The 25,957-nt window shown below is 45.9% G+C and carries 24 protein-coding genes; 17 read left to right on the top strand and 7 right to left on the bottom strand.

Annotated elements, in window-relative coordinates; translation table 11 throughout:
- Positions 1-49: 49 nt before the first annotated feature.
- From P5G61_RS19390 to P5G61_RS19420, 7 genes are all read left to right on the top strand, one after another.
- Positions 50-820, top strand: a complete 771-nt coding sequence (locus P5G61_RS19390; RefSeq protein ID WP_301248024.1) for an ABC transporter ATP-binding protein — start codon at positions 50-52, stop codon at positions 818-820.
- Positions 795-2,753 carry an FtsX-like permease family protein gene (locus tag P5G61_RS19395; protein ID WP_301248026.1) on the top strand — a complete coding sequence of 653 codons (1,959 nt, stop codon included), beginning with the start codon at positions 795-797 and terminating at the stop codon, positions 2,751-2,753. Before P5G61_RS19390 ends, P5G61_RS19395 begins: the two co-directional genes overlap by 26 nt.
- Before the next feature lie 137 nt (positions 2,754-2,890).
- Complete coding sequence (locus P5G61_RS19400) at positions 2,891-4,321, top strand: 4-hydroxyphenylacetate 3-hydroxylase family protein (protein WP_301248141.1); 1,431 nt, start codon at positions 2,891-2,893, stop codon at positions 4,319-4,321.
- 218 nt (positions 4,322-4,539) lie between these two features.
- Positions 4,540-5,247 (top strand): response regulator transcription factor, encoded by a 708-nt coding sequence (locus tag P5G61_RS19405; protein WP_024633809.1) that lies wholly within the window; start codon positions 4,540-4,542, stop codon positions 5,245-5,247.
- Positions 5,225-6,676 carry a sensor histidine kinase gene (locus P5G61_RS19410; RefSeq protein ID WP_301248028.1) on the top strand — a complete coding sequence of 484 codons (1,452 nt, stop codon included), beginning with the start codon at positions 5,225-5,227 and terminating at the stop codon, positions 6,674-6,676. Before P5G61_RS19405 ends, P5G61_RS19410 begins: the two co-directional genes overlap by 23 nt.
- A gap of 99 nt (positions 6,677-6,775) precedes the next feature.
- Positions 6,776-7,855, top strand: a complete 1,080-nt coding sequence (locus tag P5G61_RS19415; RefSeq protein WP_094936766.1) for an AI-2E family transporter — start codon at positions 6,776-6,778, stop codon at positions 7,853-7,855.
- A gap of 33 nt (positions 7,856-7,888) precedes the next feature.
- Positions 7,889-8,287: an Asp23/Gls24 family envelope stress response protein gene (locus tag P5G61_RS19420; protein WP_079344256.1), complete on the top strand. Its 399-nt coding sequence runs from the start codon at positions 7,889-7,891 to the stop codon at positions 8,285-8,287.
- Between the two features lie 82 nt (positions 8,288-8,369).
- Here the strand turns inward: P5G61_RS19420 and P5G61_RS19425 are convergent, their stop codons facing one another.
- On the bottom strand, positions 8,370-9,215 hold the full coding sequence (locus tag P5G61_RS19425) for an AraC family transcriptional regulator (protein ID WP_301248029.1): 846 nt from the start codon (positions 9,213-9,215) through the stop codon (positions 8,370-8,372).
- Positions 9,216-9,418: 203 nt separating this feature from the next.
- Here P5G61_RS19425 and P5G61_RS19430 point away from each other — a divergent pair, with 203 nt between their 5' ends.
- From P5G61_RS19430 to P5G61_RS19440, 3 genes are all read left to right on the top strand, one after another.
- Positions 9,419-10,423: an aldo/keto reductase gene (locus P5G61_RS19430; protein ID WP_301248030.1), complete on the top strand. Its 1,005-nt coding sequence runs from the start codon at positions 9,419-9,421 to the stop codon at positions 10,421-10,423.
- Between the two features lie 348 nt (positions 10,424-10,771).
- Positions 10,772-12,313, top strand: coding sequence for an acetate--CoA ligase (locus tag P5G61_RS19435; RefSeq protein ID WP_301248142.1), 1,542 nt, complete (start codon positions 10,772-10,774; stop codon positions 12,311-12,313).
- A 103-nt stretch (positions 12,314-12,416) separates the two neighbouring features.
- A complete protein-coding gene (locus tag P5G61_RS19440) occupies positions 12,417-13,661 on the top strand; it encodes an aminopeptidase (RefSeq protein ID WP_301248032.1) in 1,245 nt (414 codons plus the stop codon).
- Positions 13,662-13,751: 90 nt separating this feature from the next.
- Here the strand turns inward: P5G61_RS19440 and P5G61_RS19445 are convergent, their stop codons facing one another.
- Both P5G61_RS19445 and P5G61_RS19450 read right to left on the bottom strand, forming a co-directional pair.
- A complete protein-coding gene (locus P5G61_RS19445; RefSeq protein ID WP_301248033.1) occupies positions 13,752-14,216 on the bottom strand; it encodes an AraC family transcriptional regulator in 465 nt (154 codons plus the stop codon).
- 351 nt (positions 14,217-14,567) lie between these two features.
- Positions 14,568-15,200 (bottom strand): nitroreductase family protein, encoded by a 633-nt coding sequence (locus P5G61_RS19450; protein ID WP_301248034.1) that lies wholly within the window; start codon positions 15,198-15,200, stop codon positions 14,568-14,570.
- A gap of 141 nt (positions 15,201-15,341) precedes the next feature.
- Between P5G61_RS19450 and P5G61_RS19455 the strand changes: the two genes are divergently transcribed.
- On the top strand, positions 15,342-15,581 hold the full coding sequence (locus P5G61_RS19455) for a hypothetical protein (protein WP_301248035.1): 240 nt from the start codon (positions 15,342-15,344) through the stop codon (positions 15,579-15,581).
- A gap of 161 nt (positions 15,582-15,742) precedes the next feature.
- Here the strand turns inward: P5G61_RS19455 and P5G61_RS19460 are convergent, their stop codons facing one another.
- A complete protein-coding gene (locus P5G61_RS19460; RefSeq protein ID WP_301248036.1) occupies positions 15,743-16,516 on the bottom strand; it encodes a M15 family metallopeptidase in 774 nt (257 codons plus the stop codon).
- A 245-nt stretch (positions 16,517-16,761) separates the two neighbouring features.
- Positions 16,762-17,124, bottom strand: a complete 363-nt coding sequence (locus P5G61_RS19465; RefSeq protein ID WP_301248037.1) for an iron-sulfur cluster biosynthesis family protein — start codon at positions 17,122-17,124, stop codon at positions 16,762-16,764.
- A gap of 371 nt (positions 17,125-17,495) precedes the next feature.
- Between P5G61_RS19465 and P5G61_RS19470 the strand changes: the two genes are divergently transcribed.
- From P5G61_RS19470 to P5G61_RS19485, 4 genes are read left to right on the top strand one after another with little or no spacing between them, the layout of a single operon-like run.
- Positions 17,496-18,536, top strand: a complete 1,041-nt coding sequence (locus P5G61_RS19470; RefSeq protein ID WP_301248038.1) for an ABC transporter ATP-binding protein — start codon at positions 17,496-17,498, stop codon at positions 18,534-18,536.
- On the top strand, positions 18,529-20,043 hold the full coding sequence (opuFB, locus tag P5G61_RS19475) for an osmoprotectant update ABC transporter permease/substrate-binding subunit OpuFB (RefSeq protein ID WP_301248039.1): 1,515 nt from the start codon (positions 18,529-18,531) through the stop codon (positions 20,041-20,043). Before P5G61_RS19470 ends, opuFB begins: the two co-directional genes overlap by 8 nt.
- A 55-nt stretch (positions 20,044-20,098) precedes the next feature.
- Positions 20,099-21,445, top strand: a complete 1,347-nt coding sequence (locus tag P5G61_RS19480) for a dihydrolipoyl dehydrogenase family protein (protein ID WP_301248040.1) — start codon at positions 20,099-20,101, stop codon at positions 21,443-21,445.
- A gap of 29 nt (positions 21,446-21,474) precedes the next feature.
- Positions 21,475-22,083: a DUF1349 domain-containing protein gene (locus tag P5G61_RS19485; protein ID WP_301248041.1), complete on the top strand. Its 609-nt coding sequence runs from the start codon at positions 21,475-21,477 to the stop codon at positions 22,081-22,083.
- Between the two features lie 203 nt (positions 22,084-22,286).
- Here P5G61_RS19485 and P5G61_RS19490 read toward each other — a convergent pair whose 3' ends face one another.
- Positions 22,287-22,760, bottom strand: coding sequence for an SET domain-containing protein (locus tag P5G61_RS19490; protein WP_301248143.1), 474 nt, complete (start codon positions 22,758-22,760; stop codon positions 22,287-22,289).
- 245 nt (positions 22,761-23,005) lie between these two features.
- On the opposite strand from P5G61_RS19490, the gene P5G61_RS19495 reads away from it, so the two are divergent.
- On the top strand, positions 23,006-24,562 hold the full coding sequence (locus P5G61_RS19495; RefSeq protein WP_301248043.1) for an ABC-F family ATP-binding cassette domain-containing protein: 1,557 nt from the start codon (positions 23,006-23,008) through the stop codon (positions 24,560-24,562).
- Positions 24,563-24,652: 90 nt separating this feature from the next.
- Here the strand turns inward: P5G61_RS19495 and P5G61_RS19500 are convergent, their stop codons facing one another.
- Positions 24,653-25,213: an NAD(P)H oxidoreductase gene (locus P5G61_RS19500; protein WP_301248044.1), complete on the bottom strand. Its 561-nt coding sequence runs from the start codon at positions 25,211-25,213 to the stop codon at positions 24,653-24,655.
- Positions 25,214-25,389: 176 nt separating this feature from the next.
- Between P5G61_RS19500 and P5G61_RS19505 the strand changes: the two genes are divergently transcribed.
- Positions 25,390-25,779 carry a winged helix-turn-helix transcriptional regulator gene (locus P5G61_RS19505; protein ID WP_024633829.1) on the top strand — a complete coding sequence of 130 codons (390 nt, stop codon included), beginning with the start codon at positions 25,390-25,392 and terminating at the stop codon, positions 25,777-25,779.
- The last annotated feature ends 178 nt before the right edge of the window (positions 25,780-25,957 follow it).

Below are 25,957 nucleotides of genomic sequence, written 5' to 3' on the forward strand. Positions count from 1 at the left end.
GTTCAGCCCAACTTATTTTAATTCAAATTCGAAAAGGAGCCATCAACCTATGGAGATATGTTCAGTGAAACAGATTAGCAAAATTTATAAAGGGGTCGTGTCCTACGAAGCCTTGTCAGGTATTGATCTCAGTATTCAGGAAGGTGAATTCGTTGGCATCATGGGTCCATCAGGCAGTGGCAAAACAACGTTGCTAAACATGATTTCAACTATTGACCACCCTACTTCAGGGGAATTGCAGATCGCAGGAAAAAATCCGTTTGAACTGAATCATGATGAACTGGCCTTGTTCAGACGCCGAGAGCTGGGATTTGTATTCCAGTCGTTTAACCTGCTCAATACACTCACCGTAAAAGAAAACATTGTCCTGCCGCTCACGCTCGACGGAGTATCGGTTGAGGAGATGAATGAACGTGTTGATCGGCTCGCAGAGAAGCTCGGTATTGCAGATCTTCTGAACAAACGCACGTATGAAATTTCCGGCGGTCAGGCCCAGCGGACAGCAATCGCACGAGCTCTGATTCATTCTCCCAAGCTGGTGCTGGCAGATGAGCCAACAGGAAATCTGGACTCGAAGGCAGCGCGTGATGTAATGGAAATGCTGGAACGCCGCAACCAGGAAGATCGGGCCACCATGCTGCTGGTCACGCATGATGCTGTTGCTGCAAGTTATTGCAGCCGGGTTGTATTTATTAAGGATGGGCGACTGTACAACGAAATTCATTATGGAGATAACCGATCGGCGTTCTATCAGCGAATCATCAACGTATTATCCCTGATGGGAGGCTCGGGTCATGAATTTTCGCCAGTTCGCCATTAATAATGTTGTTCGCAACAAACGAATTTACCTGGCCCATTTTCTGAGCAGTACGTTTTCGGTCATGATCTTTTTTACGTATGCGCTGCTTTTGTTTCACCCGGATCTGAAGGAAGGATTGAAAGGATCAAGTAAGACAGTGACCACGCTTGCGAATCAGGGGTTTCTGATTGCAGAGATCATTATTTTCATCTTTTCGTTTCTGTTTCTGCTCTATTCCGTAGGTTCATTTCTAAAGACGCGCAAAAAGGAATTTGGCATATTTCAAATCATTGGCATGACTCGCAAACAGATGAACCGACTGTTATTTATGGAAAACATGTGTATTGGTTTGGCTGCCATTGTGACAGGCGTTGGATTAGGAATGATCTTTTCCAAGCTAATCCTTTTGATCTGCGGTTCCATGCTGGCTGTGGAAGAAAGTCTGCGTTTCTATTTTCCAGGAAAGGCTATTGCACTTACTGTCGGAGCATTTTTAATTCTGTTTTTTGTGATTGCGTTGACCTCATCCCTGCTGATGCGAAAAGGGTCATTGATTGACCTTGTAAAATCAGAGGAAAAACCAAAACCTGAGCCTAAGGCTTCACGTCTATTAGCACTGCTCTCCGTCATACTCATTGGGGGTGGATATGCGGGTGTATTTACCTTTGTATGGATCACATTCTCCTTCCCTTTGCTGGTCGGCAGCGTTGTTTTGGTTATTGCAGGCACATATCTGTTATTCACCCAACTTAGTGTATATGCCATTCGGGCGCTCAAAGGCAATAAGCGTTTATTTTTCCGCAAAACGAATTTGCTATTTCTGTCCGAACTTGCCTATCGAATGAAAGATAATGCGGTCATGTTTTTTATGGTAAGTGTGATCTCGGCTTCCGCCTTTACGGGCATTGGCACAATGCTGGCGATCGCTGATCCGGGCTTGTCATCCATGACGAATCCATATGCATTTACTTACCAAAATTCATGGGATACATCTAGTGCAGAACGCCACATCAGGAAGATCGAAGAGACACTCATTGATAATGAAGTTCCGTACCAGAAAGGAAGTTATATTCCGCTGATGGATAACAAGGGCAACTATATCATCAAACTCAGTGAGTATAATCATCTTGCCAAGGCTTTAGGTTATAAAGAGCGAACGTTGGAGAATACCGATGAGTCGTTTATGACTCCAGGTAATCTTACAAGTCGTAAGGCATTACGTGCAGAGGCAGGAGAGGGCTCCTCTCAGAATAACTTCGATTTGTGGGTCGGAGAAGTTCATGAAAAGGTTCGGTTAACAACACCTGAAACCGAGATCGTCGTCCCGGTTGAATACAAAAGGGACGTTTATGTGGTGTCCAATAAGCTGTACGATAAGATCAATAAGGAATTTAATATTCAAATCCAAGCAGATGAAAATTATTATTCCAATAAAATGACTCAATTTGTTGTGAACGATTGGATGGGGACGCGGAAGTTTGCGCCTGATCTGGTTGAAACCATTCAAAATGACTCGGGTAGTCAGGGTTACTTCGCGCTCAGCGCTCTCGTGCTGGATTGGCTTAATTCCAAACAAACCAATGGCATCATCCTTATTCTAAGCGGCTTGATTGGCATCGTCTTTTTCACCTTTGCTGCAAGCTTTACCTACTTCAGGTTATATGCGGATCTGGAACGGGACGAAGAGCAGTACCGCATGATTGGCAAGATGGGACTGAGTCGCCCCGAGCTTCGTAACATCGTAACTAGACAGCTGATGTTAATGTTTTTCCTGCCAATCGTCTTGGCCATTATCCACAGCTCCGTTGCCTTTGTTGCATTACAGCAGTTGGTAGATTTCTCAGTCATGGGTTATACCTTGCGTATTTTCTTGGTATTTGCATCCATGCAGATTCTGTTCTTCCTGCTAGTACGCTGGCGTTATTTACGCAACATGTATGCCAAATTGATCTGATATAAATCTAATACAACAGGCACCGGACCTTAGGTTCGGTGTTTGTTGACTTTTCCCTCCAAAGCAAAGTACTATTTCAATAGATACAATTTGTATCGTTATAGCTACCGAGAAGGAGGATTACATTGAGCATAACGATGTCTCGTGGACAAGCTTATCTGCAACGGTTGAATGACGAACGCAATGTATGGCTGGATGGAGAACGTATTCGCGTTACGGAGCATCCTGCCTTCCGGGGAACCTTGCATACGATTGAAAGTTTGTTCAATCTGGTGGACGATGCGGACACGCGAGAAACAGTGGCTTATTGGGATGAGCAGACGGGGGGATATGTACATCAGGCTTTTCGTGTACCTCGAACTTCGCTGGAAATCAACAACAGGGCGGCAGCCTTTCGATTGTGGTCCGATCGCACCTATGGGGTCATGAGCCGTCTATCGGATTACGCTCGATCCCGCCTGACCGGATGGTATGCCACGCGTGACGCCATGGCTGTATACGACCCGGCATTTGGAGGTAAAATCGCTGCCTATTATGATGAAGCTAAACGAAAGGATGCCTTCCTGACCATTGTTCAGCGTGACCCCCAGATTAATCGCGCTCTGCCTGTAGGGGAAGATGAAGATGCCATGCTCCGAATCATGAGTACCAATACAGAGGGGGTTGTCCTCCGGGGCGCCAAGATGGTGGCAACTGCGGCTCCATATGCGGATGATATCATTGCATATCCAATTCAGCGCATTCCCGGACATCGCCCAGAACTGGCGCATATGGTTATTGTTGCAGCAGGCAGTCCAGGTTTACATATGGTATGTAGAGAATCTTTTGCTGCATCAGACTTAGATACCGCTCATCCGCTCAGTATGCAGTATGATGAGATGGATGCTGTATTATTTTTTGACGACGTATTCGTACCATGGGAGCGCGTACTGCTGCATAACAATCCGGAAGCGGTATGGCAGATTCGCTGCAACGCCGCATCCTCCAGTCTGGCTTATCATCAGAGCATTATTCGGCTGCATTCGAAGCTGGAATTCATCACAGCCATCACGTCTTCCATTGCCAAGGAGATTGGAGTGGATTCCTTCCTGAACGTACAGGAACAGCTTGGGGAAATGATTAGTCAGATGCACACGATTGAAGGACTCATCATTGCCTCCGAGGCACAAGCTGCGCCGGATGTTCATGGGAACTGGCTCCCATCATTCAAATATATCGAAACAGCCCGCAATTTGGGGAACCGTTATTATCCACGCGCTGTTGAGATTTTGAAGACAATCGCCGCCGGTGGTCTCATTCAGATCCCTTCCGGGAATCTGGAGCTAGAAAATAGTATGAGCCCCATGATGAACAAGTATCTTGGCGGTGTAACGATGCAGGCACCGGAGAAAATTCGATTATTCCAGCTCGCCTGGGAGCTGACGGGAAGTCCTTTGGGAGCCAGACATGATCTGTATGAACGTTTCTATGCCGGCGACCCGGTACGCAATCGGGCGAGTCAGTATATGCAGTATGACAAGGACCGATTATATGCACGGGTTGAACCATGGTTACATAGCAAGGGATGAATGATGCTGAAGAAACGCTGCTTATTTTTCTTTGGATTTAAAGCTCTGGCCTGATGCCCGGGCTTTTTATTTAGGTTATCTTTAGAATTGGTTTAGATTGAATTAAGAGACGTAGTATATAGTAGTAACGTATAGACATGTGAACCATAGGAAGCTGAAGTGCGGATACGAATTCGAATGAGAACTGAATTTATTGTAATAGGAATGAGAGGATTCGCATGAGATACACACTATTAATTGCAGATGACGAGCCCGAAATTGTGGAACTGCTTCAACTGTACTTGGAGAAGGACTACAACATTGTGACAGCCGTTAATGGAGTAGATGCGCTGCAGTGTATCCGTTCAACTCAGATCGATCTGGTCATACTGGATATTATGATGCCCGTGATGGATGGACTGCAATTGATCAAACAAATCAGGTCCACACACCATATGCCTGTTCTGTTCCTGTCGGCCAAAAGCCAGGATCATGACAAAATCCTTGGACTCGGATTAGGTGCCGATGACTATATCTCCAAACCTTTTAATCCCTTGGAGATTGTCGCCAGAGTGGAAGCTTTGCTCAGAAGAGTCAATCAATTTGATGCACCGGACGTGCCTGCTGCCAAAGAGTTAAATCTTGTGCTCGGTGAGCTCAGGCTTGATCGATCTCAATGTATCCTTTTTCGCTCGGGGAAGCCTGTAACGTTGACCTCTACAGAGTACAAGATCGTGGAGCTTCTGCTGGAGCAGCCAGGTCGTGTCTTTACCCGCAAAAAAATATACGAAGCTGTCTGGGGAGATTATTACGCGCACGAAGACAGTACGATCATGGTACATATCAGTAACATTCGGGAGAAGATCGAGCGTGACTCCAGGCAACCGGAATATTTAAAAACGATAAGGGGACTGGGATACAAAATTGAAGCGCCCATGGAAAGCTAGAGAAAAGAGACTATTGCAAACGTCCCTGACCCTGGACTTTTTGCTGTTCAACTTCTTTTTGTTACTACTGGTAGCCATTGTGTACATTATCATTACGCTGGATGTGGTCGATTTCCGCATTTCGGATCAAGTGGTTGATCCCGATCTGAATGTGGAGGCGCATGTGTATGTGACCGAACTGGAGAACGAAGAGCTGTCAGGTAGTTCTGATGAGGCCAATAATACCGAGATTCAGCGTCTCAAGGATAGCGGAGGATGGATTGAAGTGCTGGATGCGGATCGAAGGGTCATTCGTTATATCGGGGACAAGCAGGATACGTTCACTCAATACAGTGAAGCCGAGCTATATGAAGGACTCGAAAACCGAAATGAACAGCCGTACTACTACTCCATTAGTCCGCTATCGACAGATAGAACTGCTGAGTACGTTTTGCTAAAGATTCCGCGTGAGTTGGTCAGTGTGCGAATTAACGATAATCAACTGATTACCAATTTGAAGCATCCGTTATCGTTTTACATTATGATTGGAATCGGGTTGGTCTTGCTGCTGATATTTGTATACAGTTATTGGGTCGCCCGAAGAATCAAAAAACCGCTGAGTATCCTTTCTCTAGGTCTTACCCAGATGATTCAGGGAAATTATAGTACACGCATGTCTATCTCGGCTGAGAGGGAATTTGTCCAGATTGGTGAAACCTTCAATTATATGGCGGACGTTATTGAGAATACATCTGCGGAGAAACGATATGCGGAAGAGAGCAAACAGCGACTGATTGTGGACCTGTCACATGATCTCAAGACCCCGATCACGAGTATTCAGGGATACGCCCAGGCTTTGGTGGAAGGGCGGGGGGAAGACAAGGACAGACAGCAGCGATATCTGGGATATATCTACAACAAGTCCGTCCAGGTCGCGCGCATGATTCAGAATATGCTGGAATTGCTCAAAGTGGATTCACCTGACTTCCGTATGCACATTCAGCAGCGGGAAATCGGCGAATTCGTACGTGAAATTATGGCGGATACGTATGGGGAGATTGAGCAGAATCATTTTAGCCTGCATGTGCTCGTCCCTGATGAAGAAATCTATGCAAGATATGATCCGGAACTGTTGTCCAGAGTGATTCAGAACCTGATCACGAACGCTTTGTCCTACAATCCACGGGGAACTGAGCTGCGTGTGGAGTTAATTCCACTGGACAAGCATGTGGTTATTGAGGTCGCTGATACCGGTGTAGGTATCCCTCAGGAATTGTGGGCAACCATCTTTGATCCATTTGTCCGAGGGGATGAGGCGCGTTCGGGAACCGGAGGGACGGGGCTTGGACTGGCGATTGCGCGGCGCAACACCGAGAAGATGGGTGGGCGATTAACACTTTCCCGACGCGGTCAGGAGACAACGGTGTTCACTATACAGATTCCGAAATAAAGAACCGACATAAAGGATAAGGTTGACATAAACATTCTGTCATCTGATCGCATTTTGCAAATTACTCATATAGAAAAGGTTAAGTGGAGGGGAAACTTTTTGTTCAAAGTAAATTCGTTTGTACGTTTCAGTATTGCACTGGCACTGATACTGATCAATATCTACCTGTTATCACGTGTCAGTTTCATTTTCCAACCGCTTGTTACCATGATTACGGTGATTACCGTGCCGATGATGCTGTCCGTATTCTTTTATTATCTGCTGCGGCCACTCGTCAATTACATGGAAAAAAAGAAGCTGAATCGTACACTTAGCATTTTGCTGATCTATCTGGTGTTTGGTATACTGTTCGCCCTGTTTATTATAGGACTATGGCCTTCTTTACGTGAGCAGCTGGTTAACCTGGTAGAAAACGCACCAAATCTGCTTAATTCACTAAGCTTGCAGCTCAAAGAGCTCGAACAGAACGGTGCCATTACGGCTTTGTTCCCGGAAGGATCGACCCCGTTTTCTCAGATTACGGATTACATTAACAAAGGCTTCACTTTTGTAACGAACTATGTAAGTGGATTCTTCTCACTCATATCCAGCTTTGCGATTGTTCTGTTCACCTTCCCGATCATTTTGTTCTACATGCTGAAGCAGGGAGAGAAGTTCGGTCGTAAGCTGGTGCACATTGCACCCAAACGCTTCCAAAAAGACAGCCGTGAAGTTGTACTTGAGATCGATCAGGCGTTAAGTGGCTTTATCGTGGGACGAGTGCTCGTGAATCTGGCTCTGGGCGTGCTGATGTATATCGGTTTTCTGATCATTGGTCTCCCATATGCACTGTTGTTAACCGTGATTGCGGTCATCATGAACTTTGTTCCGTTTATCGGGGCAATCCTGTCTTCCGTTCCTATTGTCATTATGGGACTGGTGGTATCCCCTTCGGTTGCAATCTGGTCACTCGTTATTATTTTGGTAGCGCAGCAAATTCAGGATAATCTGGTTGCACCGTATGTATTCGGCAAAAAACTCGATATTCACCCGCTGACCACCATTATATTGGTGCTGGGTGCAGGGGATCTGGGTGGTATTATTGCCATTCTGATTATCATCCCTGTCTACATGATCGTTAAAATTATTTTGGTTCGAATCTACCAGCTATTCTTCAAGGACAAATGGCAGAATGCTTAAACATGGATAACTTATATAAAAGGAGTGGAAATCATGTCTGAAATCATCCCACAACCATACACTGAACCTGAGTATATTGAGCCACAATCTGTTCAAATGGGCGCCATTCATATTTCCAACGATGTTGTATCCAAAATTGTCGGCATGGCCGCTCAGACGACTGTAGGAATATCCTCCATGTCGGTTGGTCTTACCGAAGGAATCGCCAAGAGCATCAGTGGAAAGAGCTTGCAAAAAGGGATTGATGTGGCGATCAAAGATGACCAGGCATCCATCCAGCTGCGAATTAATGTTCAATATGGCAGCAAGATGCATGAAGTCTGTCAGGAACTTCAACATAATGTGCAGCAAGCTGTGGAGCAATTAACAGGCATTATGGTCAATGAAATTAAAGTGCAAGTGGTAGGCGTAACCATGCAGGAGCAGATTTAAGCAAAACGAGTAGAATGAATGGAATCCAGCTATAAGCAGGTCATCATATCCTGTGTAAAAATACAAAAACAGCACCTTTCCATTAGCTGCATAAATGGGAAGGTGCTGTTTTGTGTTTGCGATAATACGTGGGGGCTTCGCCCATGACTTTTTTGAACATTTTCGAGAAAAGAAGCTGATCGGCGTATCCAACGGAACGGGAGATATCCCCAATGGTCAAAGCCGGGTCGAGCGTCAGTTCAGCCGCTCTGCGCATTCGGTAATTGACCAGATAAGACTGAATGCTGGTGCCCATCTTGTCTTTAAAGAGGGAGCACAAGTAACTGCGCTGTAATCCAACATGAGACGCAATGGACTGTACGGTTATGGCGTTGGCATAATTAATCTCAATGAAATCCATGACCTGAGTGACATAGTTTTCTTTCGTGTAATCCTGAAACGGAATAGGTCTGTCCTCACTGGCCCGATCAATCAATATGGAGAAGAACTGAAACAGCAATCCCGTCATGCTGATCTCCCATCCTTTATGGGTATTACGAGAGCTGATCATGCGGTGCAGACAGGAGCGCAGCTCGTCATCTTCATTGCCCAGTTCAAAGATCGGATGGTGCTCAGACAGGCAGGCCTGCTGCAATAGCGAAGGACAGGTGCTTCCTTGGAAAGCAACCCAGCTATACTCCCATGGGTCAGCCTGATCTGCTTCATAATGAACGACAGAATGGGGGACGATCAGAAATCCCTGTCCCTTGCGCAGCTCAACCTTTTTGCCTCCAACTTCAAAGGTGCCTTTTCCGTCCAAAATGTAATGGATTTTGTAGTAGTCCCGCATGGCCGGACCAAAGTAGTGACCGGGTGTGCAAGCTTCTGTGCCGTAATGAAGGAGCTGCAGCTCCTGAAAGTGATTATTTTTGCACAAATATGTAATCAAGGCTATTCACTCCTGTTATAAGGTCGTTATACCTTGCATTTTAACATATAAAAGGTGAAAAGGAATCGTTTTATGAATATCATTTGCTGAAGATAACAATCATTTTTCCATATCGTTGTAGTGAAATGCCATATCGCTTTGCTATGAAACTGTCTAAGATGAAAGGGTATTCAATAACTTTTACAGGAAAAGAGAGAATAACAATGCCCTATACTGCGAATGAACAACGATACAGTGAAATGAAGTACGCACGCTCCGGCAAAAGCGGAATCAAGCTACCGCAAATTGCTCTTGGCCTATGGCAGAACTTTGGTGGAAATCGTACCCTTGATATTCAGGAAGAGATGATTCTGCGCGCATTCGATCTGGGAATTAACCATTTCGATCTGGCAAATAATTATGGTCCACCTCCAGGATCAGCTGAAGAGAATTTCGGTGTCATTTTCAAAAAACATCTGCGTCCTTATCGCGACGAACTGCTCATCTCGACCAAGGCAGGTTATCATATGTGGAATGGTCCTTATGGCGAATGGGGTTCCCGCAAAAACCTGATTGCCAGTCTGGACCAAAGCTTGAGTCGTATGGGATTGGATTATGTAGATATTTTCTATCATCACCGTCCAGATCCAGATACACCGCTCGAAGAAACGATGACTGCGCTGGATCATATCGTTAGACAGGGCAAAGCGCTGTACGTAGGTTTGTCCAACTATGATGCTGAACAGACGAAGGAAGCCGTTACTATTTTGCGTCGTCTCGGTACGCCTTGTCTCGTTCACCAGCCAAACTATTCAATGCTGCATCGCTGGATTGAGGATGGATTGCAGGATGTGCTGGATGAGCACGGTGTAGGCTCGATTGCCTTCTGTCCGCTTGGCCGCGGTCAGTTGACGAATAAATATGTGGACAAGCTCAAGGAAGAGCGTACCAACCCAACAGGCAATTTGAGAAAAGAAGCTTATACGGACGAACGAATCGCCAAGTTCGAAGCACTTCAGACGGTTGCCGAGCGGAGAGGCCAAACGATCTCCCAGTTGGCACTGAACTGGATTTTGCGTGACAACCGGGTTACCTCAGCCCTGATCGGTGCCAGTCGTGTGTCTCAGATCGAAGAAAATGTAGCCGCCCTTCAGGCACCAGACCTGACGTCGGAAGAGCTGAATGAAATCGAAGGCATCTTGGATGGCATCGGAAACTATGCTTGGTAACTTGTAACGGAGAGATATGACTTTGGAGATTCAGAGTCATGTCTACCATGGGAAAATATAAAAACTATGCTATTAGATATATTGGGATAACTAAACGTGTCTTCCTGTAGTCAGGAGGACACTTTTTTTGTCTTACGAGTCATTCTTTATTATAGGAGATGTACCTTAAAGGGCATCATTGAATTGACCTATGTTTATTTTTTTTCCTAAACTAGTTCATATCATAGCACCAGGTCCTAGGATTTAGGGTATAATATATAGATGCTATACATTTGAAATATGAAGGAGAGGCTCCATTTGAATTTTCAACAGTGGATTTCGCCTGAAACTTATAACCTGACATCCGAGATGGAGAATCACCCGTCGGATCGGGTTGCACTTAGATGGCTGAGCGATCATAAAGAATTGGAAGAGATCACTTATGGTGAGTTATTAAAGCAGGCAAATCGTCTTGCGGGAGGCTTGCGTGGTCTTGGTTTGGAGAAGGGCGACCGGGTGCTGGTCATGGTACCACGCCGGATTATTGCCTATGTCATTTACATTGCCTGCCTGAAACTGGGCATTGCAGTTATTCCTTCTTCCGAGATGCTGCGTGCGAAAGATCTGGAGTATCGTCTCCGGCATTCCGAGGCGCGGGCTGTCATTGTCTGGTCCGAGACTACCGCTGAAGTTGAAAAGATAGATGCAGATTTGCCAGCATTGGCACACCGTATCGTTGCTTCACCAAATGGTGATGATCGCGTACCTGGAGAAGGCTGGGTTAACGTACACCAGTTAATGCAAGGCCAATCCGATACGATGGCTGCGGTGGAAACGCATCGTGACGATATGGCCATTCTCGCATATACCTCGGGTACAACCGGGAATCCAAAAGGCGTAGTACATAGTCATGGGTGGGGATATGCCCATTTGCGGATTGCTTCATCGTTATGGCTGGATATTCAGCCTTCGGATACGGTCTGGGCAACCGCAGCACCTGGATGGCAAAAATGGATCTGGAGTCCGTTTCTGTCCGTACTCGGAAGAGGGGCGACCGGACTCGTCTACAATGGATCCTTCCAACCCAAGCGTTATCTGGAACTGATGCAGGAGCATCATATCAACGTCCTCTGCTGTACGCCGACGGAATATCGCTTAATGGCCAAGGCAGACGATCTTGGTAAGCATGATCTGTCCGCGTTGCGCAGCGCCGTGTCTGCGGGTGAGCCGTTGAATCAGGAAGTGATTGAAATTTTCCAACGTCACTTTGACCTGACAATCCGGGACGGATATGGACAAACCGAGAGTACACTGCTGATCGGCAGCTTGAAGGATGCTCCCGTACGAATCGGTTCGATGGGGCAGTCGATTACACCAGGCCTCATTGAGATCATCAATGAAGAGGGACAACCTGTACCTGCTGGTGAAGTAGGAGATATCGCGGTGCATAAGGACATGCCAGCCTTGTTCCGTGCCTATTATCAGGATGAGGGACGGAAGGAAGCGAATCAGCGCGGGGATTATTTTGTAACAGGTGACCGCGCACGCAAAGACGAAGAAGGCTACTTCTGGTTTGAAGGACGCAGTGATGATATCATTATCAGTTCGGGATACACGATTGGACCGTTCGAGGTGGAAGAAGCACTGATGAAACACGACAGCGTGAAGGAATGTGCGGTTGTGGCAAGCCCCGATGAGATCCGTGGTAACGTAGTGAAAGCATTTGTTGTACTGAGAGACGAGTCTCTCGCTTCACCAGAACTGGCGCGTGAACTGCAAAATCATGTGAAGGAATGGACAGCACCATACAAATATCCACGCAAAATCGAGTTTGTAGCCGATCTTCCGAAAACAAACTCCGGTAAAATCCGCCGCATTGAGCTGCGTGAGCAGGAAAAACGTAATGCTTAGATCATTGTGTGTAATCAAAGAGTTGGAAATATTAGCATAAGTGTAGTGAAGGGGAAGGAATGGATTCTAAACATTCAAATATGAATTAGGAGTGAATACAACCATGAGTAATTTTGAACAAACCTTTGAAAAGTCGTTGGAACAATATGCGGAGCTGGTTGTCAAAGTCGGCGTAAATATTCAGAAAGGGCAGGATCTGCTCGTAACGGCACCTATCGAAACACTGGAATTCACCCGCCTGATCGTGCAAAAAGCATACGCGGCTGGCGCCAAGTATGTACAGGTTGATTTTGAAGACGACGATATTACACGCAGTCGTTTTCAACATGGCTCCGATGACAGCTTCGACTATTACCCGGCCTGGAAGGCGGAAATGATGGAGAAGTTTGCAGAAACAGGCGGCGCAACCCTGACGATCAAAGTACCTGACCCTGAATTGTACAAGGGCATCAATTCTGACAACGTTTCGCGTGCAACCAAGGCGGCGGCTCATGCACGACGCGGATATTCGAAATATACACGTAACCACGAGATTAGCTGGTGTCTGATCAAAGCGCCAACCAAGGCATGGGCGAACAAAGTGTTTGCCGACATTCCTGAGGAAGATCGGATTAACGTTATGTGGGAAACCATCTTCAAAATGAACCGTGTCGATGGCGGAGATGCAGTACAGAACTGGAAAAAACATCTGGACACCCTGAATGCCATGAGTGATTTGCTGAACAAGAAAAACTATAAAAGCCTGCACTACCGCGCACCAGGAACAGATTTGAAAATTGAGCTCGTGAACAATCATATCTGGGGAGGCGGCGGTGGAGAGAACAAGCAAGGTGTGTATACCGTTGCGAACATGCCGACAGAAGAAGTGTTTACGATGCCGAAGCGCAGTGGAGTGAACGGATTCGTCAGCAGCACGATGCCACTCAACCTGAACGGACAGCTGGTAGACCAGATGAGAATAACATTTAAGGATGGACAGGTCGTTGCTTTTACAGCAGCTTCGGGTGAAGAGCACTTGAAAAACCTGTTTGCCACGGATGAAGGTGCACGTTATCTTGGTGAAGTGGCCCTCGTGCCGCATGATTCCCCGATTTCCAACTTGAATCGTATCTTCTATAATACCGGTATTGACGAAAATGCATCCTGCCATCTGGCTGTCGGAAGTGCATATCCGTTCAATATGAAAGATGGTACGACGATGTCTAACGAGGAATTGCTGAAACATGAATGCAACGTCAGTCTGACCCATGTAGACTTCATGATCGGTTCCGCAGAGCTCGACATCGATGGTGAGCTGCAGGATGGTACGGTGGAACCTGTATTCCGCAAAGGGAACTGGGCATTTTAATTGGTAAATATTATGTAAAAAGACAAAAAAGTGACTTCAACATTGAAGTCACTTTTTTGCGTATGCGTATTGCACTAACTTTGCATTAGCTTATTGTAACTTTACGGGTACGCATATTTCGCAAACATCCAGAGGAAGGAGATCACCCGTATATCTTTCCAATATGGGTTTGTTGTCCATTGTGTAACCGCTACTCTCCAAATACGGGAAAATCTCAGTCCACGCTTGCTTCACATCTTCTGCGGTATGTTTGACTTTGCAAACCAGATACTGCCCGCCAGGAAGCTCAGCTTCTTCAAGTTGGGGAGTAGATTCATCCAAGGGGTCATCCTTCGATATAACAATACAAGCATCGTATCGACAATGTACGGGAGGCGTGGTTTCCGGGTTGTCCTGGGGAATGCCAAACAGTATGGTGGACTTTGTAAGCAGGTTTTTGGATCTGGCCCAAGTCTTTAACGTCTCCATCGCGTGGCTGTTAGCGGGACCGTACGGACCCACTTGTCGTACATAGGCAATTCGGGATGTTGGCAGGTTTTCAATGTGAAATTCCATTGGTTTTCATTCCTTCCGTTACGGTTATGGGGTACATTTCGAATGCTATCATGGTATAAAAAAAAATTCATATGTATTTTTGGGAAAAGAAAGATCGTAGGACTTTATGTCTGGGGAGAATAATTGTAACGGATATTACCCGAGATTTTACCAACAAATTTTTTAAACAATGGGTTCTGGTGCATCTCTGCGATTATCGAGGTTATATTCAGTCTAGCGACATCGATACCGTTACATCACTGTCAATCGCGTTATACATCGTTTGACGATAAAATTGAAATGTCTGAAACGCTTCATATATGAAACGTATAAAAGCCACGAGATCGTGGCTTTTTGGTTTGCATCTTTTCGTTATTCGGCGTGCATTTTGTTAAAGCTGACATATTCGTTAATCGGTTTGCGGTATCCGCGCGGGCGTTGTTTGGCGTCTGATTTTTTACCGATCGTAATCAGCATGGCAGGTACATAGTGGTCGGGAATATCCAAGCTACGTTGCAACTCTTCAGCGTCGAAGCCAATCATGGGGCAGGTGTCCCAACCACGATCCTGAGCGATCAGCATCAATTGCATCGCTGACAGGCTGGCATTACGAATTGCATCTTCCCTCTGGAAGAACCTTCCTCGCGTTTCGTAAAATTCGGTGACGCTTTGCGATTCTTGCTCGTATTGGAACGGAGTAAGCGCGCCAAGGTTCAGCAGGCCCTCATTAATTGTGCGGATATGATGGTGTGCGTTGATATCGCCGAGGACAACGATGACCGCAGAGGCGGTTTTCACTTTATATTGCTGTGAAGCTTCGTATACTTTCTCTTTCTGGGTTGGGTCCGTCAGCACCAGATAGTGCGTATGCTGGAGGTTAAAGGCGGAAGGTGCGAATTTGTTCAGGGCAAACATTTCTTGCAGTTCCGACTCTGGAATCTCAATTCCTTCTTCAAAAATAATGGCGGATCTGCGGTTTTTAACTAGGTTCTCCAGTTCACTCATGGTTGTTTCCCTCGCTTATGTATGATTTATAAACTGACTATAACACACTTAGTTACTTTATGTAAGTATTATTTAGTATTATTTTTGAATAAGACAAGATCTGCCTGCCATACGATAAACATAAAACAGTAGAGGTGATTCATGAGAACACTCCTTACAAGGTATAGGGAGGGGAAGTCCAGAAATGAGTTTCAGGTCTATGTCATCGAATCCTCCACGCTAAAACGTTTTTTAGTGGTGGAGATGGTGCTGGGTACCCTTGCGTACAATGTTGCACTTTATCTGTTTCATAATGCACTTCTTGCTGGTGTGGGTTCTTGGGCTGGAACGGAAAGCGTAAAGAGACTGCCAGTCGTTTTCAGGAAAATTGTAGGTCCTTAATATGACAGAGTGTTATTTGCTGCTTATTATGTAGGTGTAGATGTGGTGCAGGAATGAAAGGCCCGATCCCGGGCCCCATCCTGTAAGTTCATCTATTCGTTTACACACTATAGTCGTAAGAACGGAACGAATGTTACTTAATTGTTTTGGTTCCTGTTTTTTTATTTGGCGTGCTCCAGATACTGCTCAAGTGTAAGATTCTGGCTCGTAATTTCCCCAGCAATATACACGCCCACATAACGCACATGCCATGGCTCATAAGAGTAGCCTGTCAGTTTCTCCTGATCTTTGCCATAACGAATGATGAATCCGTATTTATGTGCATTGGCTTTCAGCCATTTGCCTTCCTTGGTGTTCCCAAAGCTTTGTTGCAAGTCATATCCCGCTGATGCGCTGGAGATATCCATTGCAAGGCCGGTCTGATGTTCACTTTGTCCAGGACGAGCACTGGTTTTATTGGCAACAGCTTCGCCTTTGATACTCGCATTTCGATCAAAAATGGATTTCTGCGTCGCATAAGAGCGATAGCCGGACACAGCCTTGATATCAATGCCGTCTTTTTTTGCTGCTGCGAACAATTTCTCAATCGCGGTAGCAGCCACTTTACGCATTTGCTTTTTCGGACTGGAGCCAGAGAAGCTGAATGGGATGTTAGGAACAACCAGATCCTGAGGGGCGTAGGTCGAAGGCAGATTTCTCTTTTTATTCACAAGCACAACTGTACTTGATAGATTCGTCACCGTTGCCAGACCACCGCTCGTTTTGATTGTACGTCCAGGTGCATTATCGTGCAGGAATTGAGTGAAGCTAGAGCTGGCAGCAGATGCGACCGGGCTCATCCCATTCGTGAAGGGCAGTGTTGTGAATGCTGAGCCTGCTACGACAGATCCTATGAGTATCGTGGATACGATAGATTTACGTGTGAAAGATTTCATGATGTGTGTTCCTCCTCGGGTTATATCAATCTCGTGCTTTGCTATATACCGAGTATACTAGAGGATTATATCCATAGATTCTCCAATTGTTTCCGAGTTGTAAACAAAGTTTGCGAGATTCATAGTTTTTAATGGTCTGATGAGAAAAAGAACACGAAAAAAAGACTCTGCACCTTGGGTGCAAAGTCTTTGTGTGTACATAGATGCGAATCAAGTTCTCGTCATACTAGAAAAGAAACTGTGAATTACAGCTCGCACGAAACAGAATTGCCGGAGCTTCCAGCAGCCACTGCGCGGGCATCCCGAACACGGACATTGCTGCTGAGTACGCCGGAATCACTGCTTAATTTGAATGAAGGGTAGTTGGGTTCCGTGTCCAGCTTCATGTGCTGCTCCAGGTTTAACTGTTGCTTCGGATCGACATAGAACGGCACCAGATTGGTTTCAATCTGTACATCCAGAGCTTCGGGTTCATCCACGATGAGTATGGCAATAATTCCGTTACAGCCACAACCTTCCATGTCATAGATCACTTTGAAATAACCGGGCTGATCATTCAAGCTTTCAGTCAATCGCGCAGCAGCCAAATCTGTAATTTGAATATGCATATCGCTACACTCCTTTATATGTTGGCATGATCGTAATGGTAATTGGATAAATCGAACTTCTATAATCATTATACCACTCTGTCAAAAACCAAAGCATTTATTTTCTTGACTGACCAGTCTGGAAAGTGTACTTTCCTTTTTTATGATGTCCCCATTCATTATAAAAATATTGGAAGGAAATACTGCATAATAATAAGAAGACGGTGCCTGGATGCCCGTCTTCTTTGTTGATTGTTCAACCTTTGGAGGTATCCGTACATAACCGATTTCTATAGAAACAACAATGCCTCAGTCCAGCACCGTGATTATATGTCTATAATTTTGGGGAAATAGATGAGAATGAATGTTTCATAAAGGAGAGAAGTGAACGGATGATTCAGTTCGAAAATGTATCCAAGCAATACCCTGATGGAACCCATGCTCTGCGTCGGGTGAATCTCAACATTAATAAGGGAGAGCTGTTCGTCATGATTGGCCCGAGCGGTTGCGGCAAAACCACGATGCTCAAAATGATCAATCGCCTAATCGACCGGACAGATGGAACCGTACGGATTAATGGAAAACCCATCGATGAATATAACATTCATGAATTGCGCTGGAATATCGGATATGTGCTGCAACAGATTGCATTGTTCCCACATATGACGATTGCCGAAAATATTGCGGTTGTTCCTGAACTGAGAAAGTGGAAGTCAGAGCAAATCAAGGAGCGCGTACATACTTTGCTGGACATGGTTGGACTGAAAGGAACCACATACAGTGATCGCAAGCCTGCTGAGCTATCTGGTGGACAACAGCAGAGAATCGGTGTATTGCGCGCACTCGCTGCCGATCCCGAAATTGTACTGATGGATGAACCGTTCAGTGCACTCGACCCGATAAGCCGCGAGAAATTACAGGACGATATTCTGGAAATTCAGCGTCAGATGAAGAAGACGATTGTATTTGTTACTCATGATATTCAGGAAGCGATGAAGCTGGGGGATCGCATCTGTATCATGAAGGATGGGCAAGTGTTACAGGTAGGCACCCCGGAAGAACTGATCCAGCAGCCGGTCAATGAATTTGTACGTGACTTTGTTGGCAGTCCTGGTCCGGATAGGAGTTCACAGCCTGTATCTGGTGGGGACACGATGTATGAATTGCAAAAGGCTTCCGGAGAACCAGAACGACTAACTTCTTTATTTGATCTTGAAACAATCATGTCACCACTCGCACCCGGGCATGTACCTAAGTCAGTCAAAACGGCTGTTCCCGTATCGATTACACTGCCGGATTTTGTGGAGATCATGGCTTCCCATGATCATTTGCTGGTCGAGAAAGACCACCAGATTATAGGCCAGGTCAGTCGAGCCGATCTAATCCGATACTGGTCCGGCCAGCTGCAGGAACGGGGTGAAGGACATGAGTAGATTTACGGAAGTGTTCAGTGAGCGTAAAGGACAGTTGTTGTCTGCTCTCCTTGAGCATATTCAGATCTCCTTTATCGCGTTGTTCTTTGCCGTTCTGATTGCCATCCCGCTTGGCATTTATCTGACACGCAAACCGAGAGTGGCTGAGCCGATTATTGGGGTTACGGCAGTACTGCAAACGATCCCTTCCCTGGCGCTTCTCGGATTGCTCATCCCATTATTCGGCATCGGTACACTGCCTGCGATCATTGCGCTTGTAGTGTATGCCCTGCTTCCGGTACTCCGCAACACGTACACAGGGATATCCGAAGTCGATCCTTCCATGGTCGAGGCAGCGAATGCCATGGGCATGAACAGTCGTCAACGTCTGACCAAAGTGGAGCTGCCACTCGCAATGCCTGTCATTATGGCAGGGATTCGTACCGCGATGGTTCTGATTGTAGGTACAGCAACGCTTGCTGCCCTGATTGGCGCAGGTGGTTTGGGTGAACTCATTTTGCTCGGCATTGATCGAAATGACACCGCATTGATTATTCTGGGAGCCATCCCCGCCGCATTGCTTGCCATTTTATTTGATGTGCTGCTGCGTCAGTTCCAACGTATATCGTTCAGGAAAACGATGATTACTCTCGGAACACTTGCCCTGGTGGCCGTTCTGGTGATCACGATTCCCTGGCTCTCCCGTGGAGGGCAAAAGGATCTCGTTATTGCTGGCAAGCTGGGTGCAGAACCGGAAATTCTCATTAATATGTACAAATTGCTGATTGAAAAAGATACCGATCTGAAGGTTGAATTGAAACCCGGATTGGGGAAAACGCCATTTCTGTTCAATGCACTGAAATCAGGTGATATTGATATTTATCCGGAATTCACGGGTACCGCCATTTCGGAATTTATGAAAGAAACCGCAGTCAGCACCGATCGAAAAGAAGTGTATGAACAGGCAAAGGACGGGATGCTGAGCCAGTTCAATATGGTTCTTCTCAACCCGATGGATTACAACAATACGTATACGTTGGCCGTGCCTCAAAAGGTTGCGGATCAGTATAATCTAAAGACCATATCGGACCTCAAGTCGGTACAGCAGCAGATTAAGGCAGGATTTACACTGGAATTCTCAGATCGGGAAGACGGATATGTTGGCATTCAGAAGAAGTATGGCATCAAATTCCCTAATGTGGCTACGATGGAGCCGAAACTGCGATATGCGGCCGTTCAGCGAGGAGACATCAATTTGCTGGATGCTTACTCAACCGACAGTGAGCTGAGACAGTATAAACTCGTTGTGCTGGAGGATGACCAGGGATTGTTCCCGCCATATCAGGGAGCACCGATGCTCCGCAAAGAAACGGCAGATCAATATCCGCAGCTGGTCGAGGTGCTGAATCAACTTGCAGGTCGTATTACAGACGATGAGATGCGCCAGATGAATTACGAAGTAAACGTTAATGGAGCAAGTCCACAACAAGTGGCAACGGATTATCTGCAAAAGGCAGGATTATTATAGTTTGATACTCATGCGTTTGTATATTGACGGTTACACATGAAGAGGAGGAGTCAACATGACACAACAACCTTATGATTTGATCGCGATTGGAACCGGGAGTGCTGCAAGTTCTGTGATTAGCCGCTGCGCCGAAGCTGGATGGAAAATTGCCGTAATTGATGAACGAGAGTTTGGCGGAACCTGTGCATTACGGGGCTGTGATCCCAAAAAAGTACTTGCAGGAGCAGCTGAACTTATCGACTGGAATGAACGAATGAAGGGCAAAGGGGTGGAAGGTAACGCCTCAATTCGGTGGTCGGAGCTGATGGCGTTCAAGCGAACATTTACCGAGAGTGTTCCGAGAGCCAGTGAGGATAAGTTCAAACAGGCAGGGATGGATACGTTCCACGGCAAGGCTTCTTTTGTCGACGAAGGTCACATTCGTGTAGGGGATGAAGTGCTGCAGGGAAAACATATTTTAATCGCAACAGGTGCGCGTCCAGCCCCGCTTCCTATTGATGGTGCAGAGCATCTGATATACAGTGATGATTTTCTTGATTTGGAACAGCTGCCGGATAAATTGGTTCTGGTGGGTGGCGGTTACATTGCTTTTGAATTTGCACATATTGCGGCCAGAGCTGGCACGGAAGTCCATATTATTCATCGAGGTGAAGAGCCGCTGAAACAGTTTGATTCCGAACTGGTGGACCTGCTGCTGAAAAAATCCGAAGAAGTAGGCATTCACGTGCACTTGAATGCGGAAGTGAAGGCGATTCGTCAGCAGGGCAACACGTATGTGGTTAGCGGAACCCGTAATGGGGCGGATCATCAATGGCAATGTGGACTTGTTGTCCATGGAGCCGGACGTATTCCGAATATAGAGGGGCTTGAACTGGAGAAGGGTAATGTCAGCTATACGAAAAAAGGTATTATCGTTAATGAGTACCTGCAAAGTGAAAGCAACTCAAGAGTCTTTGCAGCTGGCGATGTGTCCGCCACGGAAGGACTTCCACTAACGCCGCTCGCAGGCCAGGAATCACGCGCGGTATCCTTGAATCTGCTTGAAGGCAATCATCACAAACCCAATTATAAAGTGATGCCCTCGATTGTATTTACCGTGCCATCCCTGGGTTCTGTAGGCCTCGGTGTCGAGCAGGCCAAGAAAGAGGGCTACGAGGTGAAGGTAAATGACATGTCGAAATGGTATACTTATAAACGTACAAATGAAAAATTTGCCATGGCCAAAGTTATTACTGATAAGGCAACAGGGCGTATCCTGGGTGCCCATGTGTTGGGTGGCAAAACAGAAGAACTGATTAACCTGTTCGCGATGGCGATTCAGTTTGATTTGACGACCGATCAGTTAAACACCATGAATTTTGCATATCCTACAGCCGCATCGGACTTGGGCTCTTTAATTTAATGTGATGATGTGGAAGGAAGGGAAGAATCATGTCAGCTAATTTTCATCGGATTCATGATGCCGAGTGGACAACCGAACCGGCTCAGGCACGAACGGAAGGTGACCGTCTGATTGTGGAGGCACAGGAGGGCAGTGACTTCTGGGAGAAAACCTTTTATGGTTTCTGTCATCAGAATGGGCATGCCATGCTTGCGCCATGGGATGGAACCAAGGCAGTTGAAGTCTCATTTGATCTGAGTTCATTTACGGAATTATATGATCAGGCCGGATTGATGCTTTGGCACGGCCAGGACCAATGGATCAAGGCGGGGGTTGAAGTAAACGACGGCGTGGCTCATGTAGGAGCTGTCGTAACGGATCGATTTTCCGATTGGTCGCTCTCACCTGTGCCAGAGTGGGGTGGGCGTATCGTTACCATTCGGGCTTCATATCATGACGAAGCGGTGATCATTCGCGCCCGTACGGACGAGCATCCATGGCGCACGATTCGTGTAGCGAGGTTTGCCTATCAGACGAACAAGCAAGCCGGACCGTTTCTCTGTTCTCCCAAGCGCGCCGGGTTCGAAGTTGCGTTTACGAAGTGGAAAATGACTGAACCGGATCAGGATCTGCACACCGATCCTCCCATTGCCGATTAAGATTGGTTCGATGTTGGGAAATGTGGTGAAAACGCAATAAACTAAAACAAGCCAGTCTTCCTTGGTGGAGGAATGGCTTGTTTAGTTTGCCTTTAAAGACAACGACATAGCCGCTGTATCAAAGTTACAACGGATGAGGGAGCAGCTTATTAAAGTCTTGTTCACATGAAGTAGACCTACTGCTGTAGTTTATCATCAAGATCTTATTTGCTTGAGTCCGTGTCCTGGGACGCAGATTCAATGTCATCAGCATCCTCTTCACCATCACTTGCTTCGTTCAACTCACGCATACGTTCTTCGTAATCATCCAGAAACCATAATGGGTCCATGTTATCTTCCTCGCCATTATAATTGATCAATATTTCTTCACCGGCTTTGATATCTGTATAAGCATAGAAGTCAAAGGTATGGTTTTCGAAGTTGATATCATAGGTGGCATTGGGTTGGTAGGAATGGTTGATCAGACTGCCATAACCCAACAGGATAGCCGTATGGTTGGCTCCGTATTCAAATACATAATCTTCGAGAATTGTTTTCTCCACATGCTCGTGGTCTTCATTGGGATAAGGGACAACCGGAGCCTGATGGATCAGCTGGCCTTTTGGAATGTCTACGGTCGCAAATACGCCGCGGTTAAATTCCCCATCACCCAATTTGGATTGTTTCACTTCAATCATCATGTTCACCTGATGCTCTCCAAGAGAGCTCCATTCTTATAGTAGTAAGTCGTTTAAGGAAAAATTTTAACCCATCCATACATATAAGGCAAATGCCATTGTTTTCAGTTTGAGTGCATCGGGAGTCGAAATGCAGGACATTTCATTGAAAAGTGGTGCTAAATTTACAATATGGCGTTGAGTTGTGCATGATATAACGCTTATAATATACAAAGAATTAAGTCTATATAGAAAAGGTGTCATGTATGAGCATATTAAATGTCGAAAAATTAAGTCACGGTTTTGGTGACCGTGCTATCTTTAACAACGTTTCTTTCCGCCTCCTGAAAGGCGAACACATTGGACTGATCGGGGCCAATGGTGAGGGTAAATCGACCTTCATGAACATTATTACAGGTAAACTCCAGCCGGATGAAGGCAAAGTGGAGTGGTCCAAACGCATGCGTGTCGGATATTTGGATCAGCACGCCGTGCTGAACAAAGGACAATCCATTCGTGATGTACTTCGTGGTGCGTTCCAGTATTTGTTCGACATGGAGCAGGAAATGAATGATATGTATGGCAAGATGGGCGATGTAACTCCTGAGGAACTGGAGCAGCTGCTTGAGGACGTTGGTACGATTCAAGATACGCTGACCAATCAGGATTTTTACATGATCGATGCCAAAGTGGACGAGACAGCACGCGGTCTGGGTCTGACCGATATCGGTCTGGACAAGGACGTTAATGACCTTAGTGGTGGACAGCGTACGAAAGTACTGCTCGCCAAGCTGCTGCTTGAGAAACCGGATATTTTGCTCCTGGATGAGCCTACGAACTATCTGGATGAATTGCATATCGAATGGCTGAAACGCTATTTGCAGGAATATGAGAATGCCTTTATTCTGATCTCGCATGATATCCCGTTCCTGAACAGTGTAATTAACTTGATCTATCACATGGAAAATCAGGATCTCACGCGTTATGTGGGCGATTATGATCACTTCCAAGAGGTTCACGAGATGAGAAAACAACAACTGGAGTCGGCGTATAAGCGCCAACAACAGGAAATTGCGGATCTCAAGGATTTTGTGGCCCGGAACAAGGCCAGTGTGGCTACGCGCAACATGGCGATGTCCAGACAGAAGAAGCTGGACAAGATGGATGTCATCGAAATTGCCAAAGAAAAACCAAAACCACAGTTCAATTTCCGTGATGCCAGAACGTCCGGCAAGCTCATTTTTGAGACGAAGGGCCTTGTCATTGGATACAATGAGCCGTTGTCGAGACCACTGGACCTGCGCATGGAGCGTGGACAGAAGATCGCCCTCGTTGGTGCGAACGGTATCGGTAAAACAACTCTGATGCGCAGCATTCTGGGCGAGATTCAAGCACTGGAAGGAACCGTTCAGCGTGGTGAACACCTGGAGATTGGGTATTTCCAACAAGAGATGAAGGAAGCGAATTACAATACCTGTATCGAAGAAATCTGGCAGGAGTTCCCGTCCTACACTCAATTTGAAGTGCGTGCTGCACTCGCAAAATGCGGACTGACTACCAAGCATATTGAGAGCAAGGTTGCGGTTCTGAGTGGTGGCGAGAAAGCCAAAGTGCGTCTTTGCAAACTGATCAATAATGAAACGAACCTGCTTGTACTCGATGAGCCGACGAACCATCTGGACGTTGACGCCAAGGAAGAATTGAAACGTGCGCTCAAAGCATACAAAGGCAGCATTCTGTTGATCTCTCACGAACCTGAATTCTATCGTGATGTGGTTACGGAGACATGGAATTGTGAGTCGTGGACAACGAAGGTGTTCTAATTTCAACGCCATCACTGGATGAAAATATGAACCAGCATACAGAAGACAGCGCCATGGTTAAATGGACGCTGTCTTTTTGCATTGCAACGGTTATTGGTAATGTCTGCCGAGTTGATACGCTTGCTCCAGTAAGCCTTCAATATGTTCTTTGGATTCCGATAACGTCTCGTAGAGGAATTCCACTTGTGACTGCTGTAATTTGGCATAGCCAGCGATCCCGTTATTCAGATAATTCGTGATCATGTTGTAATAATCGTACTTATGGAATGAAGCCTCCGTACCTCCAGCTAGAGCAATCCAGAGTACCTTTTTGGAGTTAACCCTGTTCAATAGTCCCATGTTCCATACCTTGTCCAGATAGGCTTTGAGCATGGATGGGACGTTGTACCACCATATTGGAAAAACAAATACAATGGCATCAGCCGCAAGCACGCGATCCAGTTCTTTGCGAATTACAGGGGCATGTTGCTTATCGGGATTTTGCCAATCTCGCTCATCTTCTACACTGTATAAAGGATCAAATCCATCACGATACAGATCAAGAATATCAATTTCGTGGTGATTCTCCTTCATACCTTCTATAAAACGATTCATCACGGCAAATGTTAGGGAATCCTGTCTTGGGTGAGTAACGACCAGTTTGACTTTCATGTAGGAGTAACCATCCTTTTTTCTTCATTTTTGGTTTAACGTTCTGACCAATGTTATTATAAGTTTCATGACATCCTATTGAGAAGTACGCACCTTCGAGTGCTGTAGAAACCTTGAGGTTCTTCGGTTACTAATAATAAGGGATATACATATATGTGATTTAAGGGGGATTACGAGTGGAACATGAACTGAAAAAATATGAAAGCGGAGTGCAGGCGATGCTGGAACTGGTAGGTGGAAAATGGAGGATTCTAATTCTGTATCAGTTGATATCAGGTAAAAAACGAACAAGCGAACTTCGCAGAGCCATTCCCGGCATTACCCAAAAGGTCCTTACCCAGCAGCTGCGTGATCTTGAAAAGAATGAAATTATCCACCGGATTATTCATCCCCAGATTCCGCCCAAGGTAGAGTATGAGCTGACGGAGTATGGTCTTACCCTGCAGAATATCATCGACCGCATCTGTCTGTGGGGAGAGAATCATCTGGACAGAGTATATGGAGATAAAAGCAAAGTGCTGGAGAATCATTTTAGCGAATATATTCCGCATAACCCTTCTACCTAAGCTTGCGGCCAAATGAATATTAAAAACAACAACCGTCCTGAATTGAAAAGGGGGGTATTTGTTGTTTATTTGTCCTTTATCAGCGAAACTGATAAATGCTATAAAATCATCGAAATTGACCCTTACCACCGGGTATGGTAGGTTCAAGAGAGTAGAAATTAATATGATCATTTTAGTA

The sequence above is a fragment of the Paenibacillus vandeheii genome (assembly GCF_030433635.1).
In the GTDB taxonomy this organism is placed as follows: Bacteria; Bacillota; Bacilli; order Paenibacillales; family Paenibacillaceae; genus Paenibacillus; species Paenibacillus vandeheii.